This window comes from Annamia dubia NIES-4383 (assembly GCF_055394725.1).
On the sequence record NZ_AP025630.1, the window covers coordinates 977,564 to 990,613 of the forward strand.

Genomic DNA, 13,050 nt, shown 5'->3' on the forward strand with positions numbered 1-13,050 from the left:
AATTCGGTGATTTTTCAGAAAAGCCGTCACCCCCAGCCCTTCTCCCTGTGGGAGAGGGGTGAATTTTTGCTAATATTAAATCAAAAATTATTAAATAGTTCCCCCCTCACTGGTCACTGAGGGAAGTCCAAGGGGGGTGAGGGGCAATAATTTGGTGAGGGGCAATAATTTTAAGCTAAACCCACTAATTTTAAGCTTAAATCCCACATTTTTTCGCCTTTATCGCTGTCACTGGCATCTTTTGAGACTTCTTGAACAAAGGATTGTCGGCCTTTTTTCTGACGATTCCCCCAACTCCAATAAGCCCCAGACCGTTTAAATTCAGGATCGATTACCACTTGAGCTACCCGCTCTCCTGCTAATTCCTGAGTCACATAACCTCCGGTAATATAGCGTTGGAAAAGGGGAAAGATTTTTTGGAATAAGGGATAATGATTACGGAATAAAGGAGTATCCGCTACACAACCCGGATAAAGTGAGGTGAAAGTAATACCAGTGGACTCATGATAGCGTTTGTGTAATTCTTTCATGGTTAACACATTACACACTTTACTATCTTTATAAGCTTTGACAGGCTCGAATTTTTTACCGTCTACCATCGTAATTGGTTCTCTGAAACCTTCTTCAAAACCTTGTAAATTACCCAGATCGGGACGGGGAGGTATTTTACCGCCTAATTCCTTCGGATTGTGAGTTACCGTTCCTAAAATTACCATGCGGCGATCGCTGTAGGTAGATCTTTGCAGATCAGGTAATAAGAGGTTACAGAGTAAAAAATGACCAAGGTGATTAGTAGCCATACTTAACTCATAACCCTCTGGACTGAATAAAGGTTCTTTCAATAAAGGCATATAAATGGCGGCGTTACAGACTACAGCCTCTAAGGTTCTGCCTGTGGCGCGAAAATCAGCCACAAAAGTTCTCACACTCAGTAAACTTCCTAAATCAAGGTGAATAATAGTGTAAGTATCTTCGGGAATACCGACTTCTTTAGCGGTTTTTTTCATTTTTTCCACATCTCGACAAGCCATAATAATGTGCCAGTTGCCCCGATTGGCAAAGGCTTTGGCCGCATATAAACCCACACCTGAAGTCGTGCCTGTAATAATCACAGTATTTTTGTTATCCTGTGCCATATTTATTGAATAGCTCCTTTTAAAATTATTTTATCTTTATTAGTTTAAGATACCATTAATCAGTTGACAATTGACAATTGACAAGAGAAAATTAACATCAAATATTAATTTTGATTGATCAATTCGTGGAATTTTTCTCTACCCTCTTGATATTTATTACTTTCATAACCCATCACATAACGAATAATCCATTTTTGCGGTTTTTCATCTTTTAAAAGTAAAGTAATTCCTTCTTTTAAAAGTTCTTCTCGATCGATAAATTTTTCCTCAAACCATTCTTTTGTTTCCGTGACGGTATATTTAATTTGTTGTTCTTTTTTCACATTATATTTTTTATAATTACTCTTAACATTAAAATGTAAATAAATCGCCCCTAAAAAACTTTTAAAAGATTTTTTGATCGTATCTTTTAAATCAGGATTAACTAAATTCCAATCTTTTTCATTTAATTCTTGAAAATAATAATCCTGTTGAGATTTAGATTGAATATTTTTGGTTAAATTAGTTAAATATTTAACACTAACATAAGGCAAATTCCTATACACAACCTCGGCACAAATCGCTTTTAATAACATTGAACCCAAATATTCTAACTGTTTATCTGGGGTAATTCTTTCCTGATCTTTTTTCAAATGAGCTTGTAATAAAGGTTCAATTAACTTTTTATTAACCCATGTTTGAACTTGATTAAAACCCCGATCTATATAAATTGAACCGATTAAAGCAAACAAGGCATCAGTAAAAATAATTTTCTTTTTTTGTTTTAAAGTATAACGATCTTCTTTTAATCCTAAAAAGGGATAACTTTCCCCTAAACCTAAATTAAACCAGATTTTAGTTAACCTTTCTTCATCAGCAATTTTTTCTTGTAATTGAGACCATTTTGTAATACTTAAATAGGGACAATTTTGATATAAATAATTGACAGTTGTTAAATTTAAAACTGCTTTTCCTAAAAAAGCTAAACGCTCATTGTCTTCTTCAGGTTCATTAATTTGGATAGCGTATGAAGGATGAATTAAAGCTAGTCTTAAAAGTTTATTATTTTTAAATTGAAGACCGATTTTATTTTCAATAAGAGAAGGATTCCAGTTCATAATTAATTTAGATTTAACAATAAATATAATTGAATATTTTTGTAATCAATAGATAAAAAACTCTATATTAAGATTAATGATTGTAGCAGTAGATTTTATCTGATTATTTAGTCATTATAACAGTTTTGGTAACTTTAGTACATAAAAGCGGTAATTTTCAGTTAAGATAATTATTTTTATCAATTGACAACGGACAATGGACAATTGATAATTGATTAATTAAGGTCAAAACCTGCTCTGTATTATTTTAAGAAAATTTTTAACAATAAGATGAATAACCAGCCACAAATCTTAAATCTAAATAATCTTAATTGGTCAAAAATTATTGATGTTTATTGTCAAAAACATAACTATTTATTCCCAGAGAAAAAATTACATTTTTCCGTTAAAGAAATAAGTAATTCTTATGCTATTTTCTCCTCAAATATTCCTAATTTACCTAATAATCTTAAACTAAGAGACTATCAACATCAGGCGGTTTTAAATTGGTTTAAAAATAAAGGCAGAGGCACATTAAAAATGGCTACGGGTAGCGGTAAAACTATCACCGCTTTAGCTATTATGACCGAACTTTATCAACAAATAGGTTTAGAATTATTATTAGTAATTTGTCCCTATCGTCATTTAGTTACTCAATGGGAAAAAGAATGTCAAAAGTTTAATTTAATGCCAATTTTAGCCTTTGAGAATGTGCAAAGTTGGCAAAATATTCTTTCTAATCAATTATATAATATTCGAGCCAAAAATCAAGCATTTATTACTATTATAACCACTAATTCAACATTTATTACGGATGGTTTTCAATCTCAACTTAAATTTTTTCCTGAAAAATCTTTAATAGTTGGCGATGAAGTTCATCATTTAGGCTCTCCCCGTTTAGAAAGTTGTCTTCCCCGTCAAATCGGATTAAGATTAGCCCTTTCTGCCACCCCTGATCGCTATTTTGATGAAGAAGGAACGGATTTAATTTTTAACTATTTTGGCCAAGTTTTACAACCTGAATTTACCTTAAAAGATGCCATTGAAAAAGGAGCATTAGCCCAATATTTATACTATCCCATTTTTGTTAATTTAACAGAAGATGAATCATTTTTATATGCTAAACTGACTAAAAGAATTGGATGGGCATTAGCTCAAAATAATAATCTTAATAATAATGAAAGTTTAACGGCCTTATTAATGAGAAGAAGTCGTTTAATTAGTGTAGCTAAAAATAAACTGATCGCCCTGAAAGAATTAATGCTAAAATATCAATTAAAAAGTCATACTTTATTCTACTGTGGTGATGGAAATGTAGATAATTATAATCAAGACTATTCAAAACAAGTTGAGGCTGTAACCCGTATTTTAGGAGCAGAATTAGGCTATCGAGTTAATACTTATACCGCCGAAACCCCCCTAGAGCAAAGGGAAAAATTAAGACAACAATTTGAAAAAGGAGAATTACAGGGTTTAGTAGCGATTAAATGTTTAGATGAAGGGGTAGATATTCCCATTATTAAAAATGCAGTTATTTTAGCAAGTACGGGTAATCCACGTCAATTTATTCAACGTAGAGGCCGCATTTTAAGACCTCATCCTGATAAAGAAAAAGCCAAATTATTTGATATGATTGTCATGCCCCCCGACTTAGATCGCTTAACGTGGGAAGTAGAAAAAAACTTATTAAAAAAAGAGTTAAATCGTTTCATTGAATTTGCACAATTAGCCGATAATTCAGCTGAAGCAATTGAACAATTATCCCAAATAACTGAGCGTTTTTTATCATAGTTAAAATTAGCACTCCTCAAGATTGAGTGCTAAAAAAAGATCTAACAAATTGTGTAAAATTTTACATCTTTTGTCAAAAATATTGTTATATTTATATCAATACTTTAATTGTTGTGTGATTAATTATTGGAGAGATGTTACTATGTCCTATAATTTTGAAATATTAGGAATTGCTCCTATTTTAACTTTTTTTAATTATCAACAAATGTTTGAGCAAAATCCTAATCGCAGTAAAGCTTATTTAGGAAGTTATTATTGTACTTTAGATGGGTTTATTCAATCAACAGAATTAATCCCCCATAAGCCTAACTGGAATTGGGATGATGTGGTGAATACTATGATTAATTTTTGGTTAAAACATTCGAGTAATATTCAAGAGGTCAAACATCAATTAGAATCAATGGAAAATAGCAGTGAAAATATTATTGTTGCTAGAATTGCGAATGTGGAATGTTTAAGAAACGAATTTGAAGCCTTAATTTAATATTAGAAAAAAAAAGACCCTCTCCCTATCTGAGAGGGTTACAGCTTACAGTTACATCAAATGTTTAACAATTTTCGTCTTAATTGATCTAACCCGTAACAAGTGCTAAAATGGCGAATTAAATCCCTTCCCCTTTCATCTCCCAGACGGTATTCCACACTCGAAACAGGATGATCCCGATGGGCGATGGCAATATAAACTAGGCCAATGGGCTTTTCCGGCGTTCCACCTTCCGGCCCAGCTATCCCTGTAATACTAATACTCCAATCCGTATTTAAGCATTTTTGCACCCCTTGAGCCATTTCCTGTGCCACTTGATGACTCACCGCCCCAAATTGATTTAATGAGTTTTCAGAGACTCCTAAAACTGACATTTTAACCTGATTATCGTAGGCAATTATCCCCCCTTTAAAATAAGCTGAACTGCCGGAAACAGAGGTAATCATCGAGCCTAAGCCGCCCCCTGTACAGGATTCCGCCACACTTAAAGTTTGATTTTTTGCTTTTAATAATCCCCCAACTACTGAGGCTAAAGTATCATTATCACAACCGAAATAATCTTCTCCGGCTATATCTTTAATTTCTTTGACTACGGGATTTATTAAATTAAAGGCTTCATCCTCTGATTTTGCTTTACTAGAAACTCTTAAACGCACTTCACCTTTAGAGGCATAAGGTGCAACCATCGGATTATTTAAGTTAAATAAATGATTAACTTTCAGAGCTAAATTAGATTCACCAATGCCCCAAAATCTCAACATTTGAGAGTAAATCATTTCTTGACCCCAGCCTTGACTTTTCAGGTAGGGGATGGCCGTTTCTTGCCACATTCGATACATTTCACTCGGAACACCTGGAAAAGTTAGAATACTCACATTTTCCCTCGGTTGCCAAATGATCCCAGGGGCTGTTCCAGTGGGATTGGGTAAAATGGTTGCACCTTCAGGAATTAAGGCTTGTTTATAATTATTTGAGGCTAATTCTCTGCCTCTTTTCGCAAATTTAGCCTTCATATCCTCTATAATTTCGCTTTTTTCAATTAAAGGACTCTCAAAATAGGCGGCGATCGCCTCAGTGGTGAGATCGTCTGGGGTAGGGCCTAGCCCTCCGGTAAAAATCAAAATCGAAGAACGGCCAAGGGCTATGTCAATGGCATTTTTGACCCTTTCAAGATTATCACCTACTACGGTTTGATAATAATGGGGAATACCTAAAATTGCCAATTGTTGACCTAAATATTGAAGATTACTATTAAGAATATCACCTAATAATAATTCCGTTCCCACACAAATAATTTCTGCACTCATGTTTAATTAATGAATAATAAATAATGGATAATTAATAAATAACAAATAACTTAATCAGGTTTAACAGTTAATTTACCATGACAAGAAAGTTGACTGTGATCTAATTTTAAATGATTAATCTCTACTTCCTCTCCTAAATCAACTTGAAAATCACTTAAATTAACCCTAAAATGTTCAGGTTGAGCCTCAACTTTTAAACTATTTAATGATAAAATTTGTTTATCTATTAAACTCAAACCTGTGGATAAATGGATCGGGAAAATTTCCTGTTGATCATCTTTTAAAATTCCTTTTAAACTAACTAGATCTGATTGAAAATTTACTTCTTCCCATGTAATGTCATAATTTCTTAATATTTCCTCTGGATTATCAATTTCTTTTTGTTTTAATAATAAAGTAAGAAGGTCTTTTAAACCACTACTTAACAAAGAAGAAGCTAAAGATGCTTGTAAATCATTTTTTTCTAAAGTGATTTTCCCCGCAATAAAAATCGGTTCTAATAGTCTCAAAGCCTTACCCTTTAAGACTTGACCTAAATTAATTTTAATATTTTCCCCCGTTACTTGAACTTGGGATAAAAATAAACCCTGATAAATAGCACGCTGTGCCATTAAAGAAACTTCGGGAATATGCCCCCTTAATATTTGGCTATCTCCCCCCTTAATTTTAATTTCTAAGCCTTCCACTTGGTCAACTTGCGATCGCAAATATAATTTAATGGCCGGAGACAACACCGAAGCAATAATTTTACTTTGAACTTTAGTTTTCGTCATATTACCGATAATTCAGAGGAATGTTATAATCAAAAATAGCTAGGTAAGATTACTTATCATATTACTTATTCTTATAAGAAAATTTACCATTTGTTCGTTACTTCTTGTAATATTTGTACATAGTTGATCACAATTTATGTAATCAATTCCAATCAACCTTAACCTTATCTAAACTCAAATCTCAAATAAAGCCTTATGGCACAAAGGGTTCAGAAAATTCTATCACAATGGGGGATCGCCTCTCGTCGTCAAGCAGAAAAAATGATTCTGGACGGACGGGTGCGACTCAATGGTAATTTAGTAAAATTAGGTCAAACCGTAGACATTAGACTCGATCGTTTAGAAGTAGATGGCCAAGTCATTCAACCAAAAGATCGCCCTGATCATCTCTATTTGCTATTGAATAAACCAAAAGGAGTTTTATCCACTTGTTATGATCCCCAAGATCGTACCACTGTGCTTGACTTATTACCCCCCCACCTTAAAAAAGGTACGGGAATACACCCCATTGGCCGACTTGATGCCAAATCAACAGGTGCATTAATCTTAACTAATGATGGGGAGTTAACCCTAAGTTTAACCCATCCCCGTTATCATCTACCAAAAGTCTATGATGTACGTTTAAAGGGGCATTTTCCCAATGCCATGATCAAACAATGGAGTGAAGGGGTGATCTTAGATGGAGAAAAAACTTTACCCGCCCAGATCAGTCTAATAAAACGCTCTCAAACTCAAACAGACTTAGAAATTATCCTCACGGAAGGAAAAAACCGTCAAATTAGAAGAATAGCAGAACAATTTGGCTTTGAAGTTTTACAACTCCATCGCCAAGCAATTGGAGATATAAAATTAAAATTAGAAAATGGTTCATCCCTTCCCAAAGGAAAATATCGTAAGTTAACATTTCGTGAATTACAGCAACTTAAAGTCAAGACATCTTAATTATATTTATTATTATTTTTTTTTTAAATTTAACTTTTATTGTTGATTATTACTTTTAAAACTTTGATTTTTTACTATTGAAAACTACTCAAAAGATTATGCTTAACCTATTTAAAACCCAAAAAAACAAAAAACCTAGTTTTAAACAACAACAACAAACGGCACTGCGAGAAATTGGTTTAATTCTCCAGCAAACTCGTACCGAAAAAAAACTCTCCCTCAGTGTCATTGCTGAACAAACTTGCATCTCACAACGCCTTTTAAAAGCCATCGAAAAAGGACATTTAGACAGTTTACCCCCTGGCATTTATACCCAAGGTTTTATTCGGCGTTTTGCGGAAATATTAGACTTAGATGCGATCGAACTATCACAAAGGTTTCCGATGGAGTCTAGTAGCACCATTTTAGACACTCAAAATAAATGGCAATTACCAGTTTTTCAACTTAAAACTATTCATTTATATGTATTTTATATCCTAGTGGTAGCCCTTTCCGTTAAAGGTTTATCCACCGCCTTAGAAAGATCATTAATTGAAAATAAAGGTATTTCCATTGCTTCTAACGATCATAATCAATCTTTAGCTCAAAATATTGCCAATCATCCAGAAAATTTGAGTGTTAAAATTGAACTTGAAGATCAATCATGGTTAGAAGTCGTAGTAGATGGCAAAACTACATTTAAAGGAGAATTACCTAAAGGCACTAACCGCACTTGGAGCGCCAAACAAGAATTAACCTTACGCACAGGTAATGCAGGGGGGGTGTTAGTCGCCTTAAATGATCAACAAGCTCAAAAATTAGGCCAACCCGGACAAATTCAAGAAATAACCTATAAAGCACCTTAAACGGTGATCACTAACCAGTAACCAGTAACCAGTGACCATTTTTTTGATTTAGTTGTGACGAAAATCACATCTGCTTGGTGAAATAAGTTTTATAATTGATAAATATAAGAATTCTAAAACAGATTAATTAGTTGTTAAAAGAGACTCAAAGCCTTGTTAAGAATAACGAATAATAATTAATAAATAATAATTAATAAATAATAATTAATAATTAAAATAAATATGTCTAACCAACTGCAAATTACTTTTTGGGGAGTACGGGGAAGCATCCCCTGTCCGGGTTCAGAAACCGTGCGTTATGGCGGTAATACGCCCTGTGTAGAGATGAAAGTAGGCAATGAGCGTTTAATATTTGATGGAGGAACAGGCATTAGAGTTTTAGGACAATCATTATTATCCCAGTTACCCGTGACGGCGCATCTATTTTTTACCCATTCCCATTGGGATCATATTCAGGGTTTTCCTTTTTTCGTCCCTGCCTTTATTCAGGGAAATACCTTTCATATTTATGGAGTTCCTAGCCCAGACGGTGCAACCATTGAACAGCGTTTACATGATCAAATGTTACACCCTAATTTTCCCGTACCGCTACAAATTATGCAATCTCAACTTAATTTCCGTAATTTAAAAATTGAAGAAACCGTTAAAATTGGGGACATTACTATTCAAAATTATCTTTTAAATCATCCCGGAGAAGCAGTAGGCTATAAAATTGATTGGCAAAACTTATCAGTGGCTTATGTGACGGATACGGAACATTTTGCCGATCGCTTTGATCAAAATGTTTTAAAATTAGCACATCAGGCCGATGTGATGATCATTGATGCCACCTATACGGATGAAGAATATTACTCAAAAACCTCTAGTAAAGTAGGCTGGGGGCATTCCACTTGGCAAGAAGCAGTCAAAATTGCACAAAAAGCAGACGTTAAAAAATTGGTAATTTTTCATCACGATCCCTTACATAATGATGATTTTCTTGATCATGTTGCCGTTGAGGTAGCCCAAGCCTTTCCGAATGGAATTATTGCGAAAGAAGGATTATCTTTAATTGTGACAGATGATTAACTAGAAGAATGATGGTGAAAGCGTAAGTTAATCAGAAAATCAGCAAACTTGTTGATTTTGGTCGGGTTTAAGCCACTTCAGAAAAAAGTCGTGATCAAAGGTACTTGCTTTTACTTTATACTTATTTTCTTAGTAACCTAAATAAACTTGTTCCCTGAACAGTTTAAAAAAAGAATCGTAATTAAATATCTCATTATGACTCAATTTTCTGGATCTGCCGATGTTCCCGATCTCGGTCGTCGTCAATTTTTAAATTTATTGACCTTTGGCGCTGCTAGTGGTGTAGCTTTAGGGGCTTTATACCCTGTAGTTAAATATTTTATTCCCCCCTCTAGTGGTGGTGCAGGTGGCGGTTTAACCGCTAAAGATGCCCTTGGTAATGATGTGATTGTTAGTGAGTTTCTTGCTTCTCATAAAGCGGGCGATCGCACCTTAGCTCAAGGTTTAAAAGGTGATCCCACCTACCTTGTAGTACAGGGAGATCAAACCATTGCTAACTATGGCATCAATGCCGTTTGTACTCACCTTGGTTGTGTTGTACCTTGGAACGCCAGTGAAAACAAATTTATGTGTCCTTGTCACGGTTCTCAGTACGATGACACAGGTAAAGTAGTTAGAGGCCCTGCGCCCCTTTCTTTAGCCCTAGTTCATGCTGATACAACTGAAGATGATAAAGTTGTCTTCACCCCTTGGACTGAAACCGATTTCCGTACTAATGAAGACCCTTGGTGGGCTTAAACAGTGACCAGTGATCAGTTACCAGTGGTCATTTAAAAATTGGTCATTAATTTGAATTTTGAATTGTAATTTTTTAACTTAGAGATGAGAACAAACACTTTAAGTACGATCGGCCAAGCAGTAAAGCGTTGGACAACTCAAGTTTTACTCTTAACCGTTGCTACTTTTACCCTTTTTTTCCTGACAGATCTAACCCTTCCCCAGTCTGCTAGTGCTTATCCTTTTTGGGCGCAAGCAACCGCTCCCGAAACCCCCAGAGAAGCCACTGGTAGAATCGTTTGTGCTAACTGTCACCTTGCCCAAAAACCTGCTGAAGTGGAAATACCTCAGTCAGTTTTACCCAATAGCGTTTTTGAAGCAGTGGTCAAAATCCCCTATGACTTAGATAGTCAACAGGTGTTAGCCGATGGTTCAAAAGGCGGTTTAAACGTGGGTGCAGTTTTAATGTTACCTGAAGGTTTTAAAATCGCTCCGGCTGACCGTATTCCTGAAGAAATGAAGGAAAAAACAGAGGGTCTTTATTTCCAATCCTATCGTGAAGATCAAGAAAATGTAGTCATTATTGGGCCGCTCCCTGGGGATGAACATCAAGAGATCGTTTTCCCTGTGTTAGCTCCCGATCCGGCTACGGATAAAAATATTCACTATGGTAAATATTCTGTCCATTTAGGCGCTAACCGTGGCCGTGGTCAAGTTTATCCCACTGGTGATTTAAGTAATAATAATGTGTTTAAAGCTTCTGCTAGTGGCACGATCACAGCGATCGCTCCTGTTGATGGTGGCGGTTATACCGTAACTTTAAATACTGAGAATGGCACAGTTACCGACACCATTGCGGCCGGCCCTGAGTTAATCGTCTCAGAAGGTCAAGAAGTAACTGCGGGAGACGCTTTAACCAATAATCCCAATGTGGGTGGTTTTGGTCAAAAAGACGTTGAAGTAGTTTTACAAAACCCCGATCGCATTAAAGGCTTAATGGCTTTTGTGGGCGGTATTATGTTAACTCAACTTTTACTTGTCTTGAAGAAAAAACAAGTAGAAAAAGTACAGGCCGCAGGTGGCGAATTTTAAGATCAAAATTGATTTTTAAAATGATCTAAAGACAGGTTTTAAACCTGTCTTTTTTTGATAATTATATATATTGATCTATAAAATTTTCTAACTTATGTTTAAAGGATTCAAAAGGCATTTCTAAATCATAACTTGTCATGGAAAATTTAACATGAGATTCATCTAAATCAAAGGCTTCGGCCATTAAACTTTTAAAACCTTTAGCTTTACGATCGATTTCTAATAATACATTCAAATTATTTCCTGTTAAATCAAAAATAACTTCTAATTCGTCTAAATGACTTCGATATTTACCTAATGGATAAAATTCAAATTCTTGAATAAATTGACGTTTTTGATAATTATAACGATTATATTCACATTCGCAAGATTTTAATTTAAAACCCAATTGATCTAACCCATTAAAAAATAATTGCATTAGGGGATGGGGTTTAATTTCTAAGTAATCTTTATCAGTGGGATCAATGGCGAAACTAATACCTAAACCTGTTCTTAAATAAACGGGTTGACGATTAATTGTTAAAGGGGTTTGATCTGGTATTTTTAAACTAAAAGGAAGGACTTTTTGTTGATGAGGTTGTAGGGAAAAACAATCGGATAAATGTTGTTTGATTAATTCACATTCTAGGGTAAGAGTAGAATCATTACTTTCTTGTTTATAAGTAGTAATTAAAGATAAATAAATATCTTCAATTTGTTGTTGAATTTTTCCGCCCTGAATGTGAATTTCTCCCTCGATAATTTGTCCATGATAGAAAGAATGATGACGTAAACGAGTATCTACTTTAGCCGAACCAATGCCCACACTAGCCAGAATTTTGTCAAACATAATTTTACGACCTAATTATGAATAATCGGTTATTTTTTAGATAGCATAAACTGTCTAAATTTTAACCGATAAATGACGTGCTGTGTATAATAAATCGGGATGAATTTGATCGGGTTTAAATTGTTGTAAATAACCTTGACTGCGAATGCCACAAGTTAAAGCTATGACTGGAATACCCCGATCTTGAGCGGCTAAAATATCGGCTTCTGTATCTCCGATCATATAGGCATTGTCTCGGCCAAAATTAGCGATGGCCTCTTTTAATAATTGAGATTTAATCGTAGAATTATTTTGATAGGCCGCATTATGATCTTTACTGCCATAAATGCCACTAAAAAGGCGTTTTAAACCGTAATTATTGAGGATTTCTTCTACTTGATCATTACATCTTAAAGTTACTAAAACTAATTTAGCACCTTTAGAATGAAGTAAGGCTAAAGCCCAGTTAACACAAGGCTGAAGCTTATCTTTTTTTAATAGTAAAGGATGGTTAACAATGTTACGCACAAAATCTAAAAAGAAGGTAATTTCTTCTTCTTCTAAGCCCGATCTCATAGCAATTTCAATATCAGATACTCGATCTTTTTTCAACTGCCAAAATTGATTTTTTGATAAAGGGGTAATATATAAGGCCTGACCATGACTTTGATAAAAAGTTTGGGTTTGGCTGAGGGCATGACGATAGGTGTCATAATAACGATCAGATACATCTACAATAGGCCCGTCAAAATCACAATAAATAATCACTTTCTCTAAGGTATTAACATTATGAGGTTGGTCTTGATCATTAAAAACATTACAAGGAAACACGATTGAGCTTGTCATGGTTTCTGCGTTACCCTTTAATTAATAAAATAAAACATAACTTTATATTTCTTTACATTAACAGGTATTGGTCGAATTGTCAGGTATATTCTGATAAGTATTAGCTAAACTAATGATAATTTATTTATAATCCTGATGGGTTAAAATTTTGTCCTCACCCCCTAA

13 protein-coding genes are annotated in these 13,050 nt (G+C 34.5%); 7 read left to right on the forward strand and 6 right to left on the reverse strand.

All coding sequences use genetic code 11. The features are described 5' to 3' along the window. Positions 1-170: 170 nt before the first annotated feature. Together Anndu_RS04500 and Anndu_RS04505 are read right to left on the reverse strand one after the other, a co-directional pair. Complete coding sequence (locus Anndu_RS04500; RefSeq protein ID WP_464103225.1) at positions 171-1,136, reverse strand: protochlorophyllide reductase; 966 nt, start codon at positions 1,134-1,136, stop codon at positions 171-173. Between the two features lie 104 nt (positions 1,137-1,240). After that, a complete protein-coding gene (locus tag Anndu_RS04505) occupies positions 1,241-2,233 on the reverse strand; it encodes a ribonuclease III domain-containing protein (protein ID WP_464103226.1) in 993 nt (330 codons plus the stop codon). A gap of 270 nt (positions 2,234-2,503) precedes the next feature. Between Anndu_RS04505 and Anndu_RS04510 the strand changes: the two genes are divergently transcribed. Continuing rightward, positions 2,504-4,003 carry a DNA phosphorothioation system restriction enzyme gene (locus Anndu_RS04510; RefSeq protein ID WP_464103227.1) on the forward strand — a complete coding sequence of 500 codons (1,500 nt, stop codon included), beginning with the start codon at positions 2,504-2,506 and terminating at the stop codon, positions 4,001-4,003. Positions 4,004-4,145: 142 nt separating this feature from the next. Continuing rightward, positions 4,146-4,487, forward strand: a complete 342-nt coding sequence (locus Anndu_RS04515) for a hypothetical protein (protein WP_464103228.1) — start codon at positions 4,146-4,148, stop codon at positions 4,485-4,487. 56 nt (positions 4,488-4,543) lie between these two features. On the opposite strand, the gene Anndu_RS04520 is transcribed toward Anndu_RS04515, so the two are convergent. Continuing rightward, positions 4,544-5,794, reverse strand: coding sequence for a competence/damage-inducible protein A (locus Anndu_RS04520; RefSeq protein ID WP_464103229.1), 1,251 nt, complete (start codon positions 5,792-5,794; stop codon positions 4,544-4,546). A 50-nt stretch (positions 5,795-5,844) separates the two neighbouring features. Further along, positions 5,845-6,567: an LmeA family phospholipid-binding protein gene (locus tag Anndu_RS04525; protein ID WP_464103230.1), complete on the reverse strand. Its 723-nt coding sequence runs from the start codon at positions 6,565-6,567 to the stop codon at positions 5,845-5,847. Between the two features lie 195 nt (positions 6,568-6,762). Between Anndu_RS04525 and Anndu_RS04530 the strand changes: the two genes are divergently transcribed. The 5 genes from Anndu_RS04530 to petA all read left to right on the forward strand — a co-directional run bounded on the left by Anndu_RS04530 (position 6,763) and on the right by petA (position 11,231). Next, positions 6,763-7,509 carry a pseudouridine synthase gene (locus Anndu_RS04530; protein ID WP_464103231.1) on the forward strand — a complete coding sequence of 249 codons (747 nt, stop codon included), beginning with the start codon at positions 6,763-6,765 and terminating at the stop codon, positions 7,507-7,509. A gap of 98 nt (positions 7,510-7,607) precedes the next feature. Continuing rightward, entirely contained in the window at positions 7,608-8,354 is a 747-nt protein-coding gene (locus Anndu_RS04535) for a helix-turn-helix domain-containing protein (protein ID WP_464103232.1), read from the forward strand. Positions 8,355-8,576: 222 nt separating this feature from the next. Next, positions 8,577-9,422 carry an MBL fold metallo-hydrolase gene (locus Anndu_RS04540; protein ID WP_464103233.1) on the forward strand — a complete coding sequence of 282 codons (846 nt, stop codon included), beginning with the start codon at positions 8,577-8,579 and terminating at the stop codon, positions 9,420-9,422. A gap of 195 nt (positions 9,423-9,617) precedes the next feature. Continuing rightward, entirely contained in the window at positions 9,618-10,160 is a 543-nt protein-coding gene (gene petC, locus Anndu_RS04545) for a cytochrome b6-f complex iron-sulfur subunit (RefSeq protein ID WP_464103234.1), read from the forward strand. A gap of 84 nt (positions 10,161-10,244) precedes the next feature. Further along, positions 10,245-11,231 (forward strand): cytochrome f, encoded by a 987-nt coding sequence (gene petA / locus Anndu_RS04550; RefSeq protein WP_464103235.1) that lies wholly within the window; start codon positions 10,245-10,247, stop codon positions 11,229-11,231. 61 nt (positions 11,232-11,292) lie between these two features. On the opposite strand, the gene Anndu_RS04555 is transcribed toward petA, so the two are convergent. Both Anndu_RS04555 and Anndu_RS04560 read right to left on the reverse strand, forming a co-directional pair. Next, on the reverse strand, positions 11,293-12,060 hold the full coding sequence (locus Anndu_RS04555; RefSeq protein ID WP_464103236.1) for a sporulation protein: 768 nt from the start codon (positions 12,058-12,060) through the stop codon (positions 11,293-11,295). A 54-nt stretch (positions 12,061-12,114) separates the two neighbouring features. Next, positions 12,115-12,885, reverse strand: coding sequence for an HAD family hydrolase (locus tag Anndu_RS04560; protein ID WP_464103237.1), 771 nt, complete (start codon positions 12,883-12,885; stop codon positions 12,115-12,117). Positions 12,886-13,050: the final 165 nt, after the last annotated feature.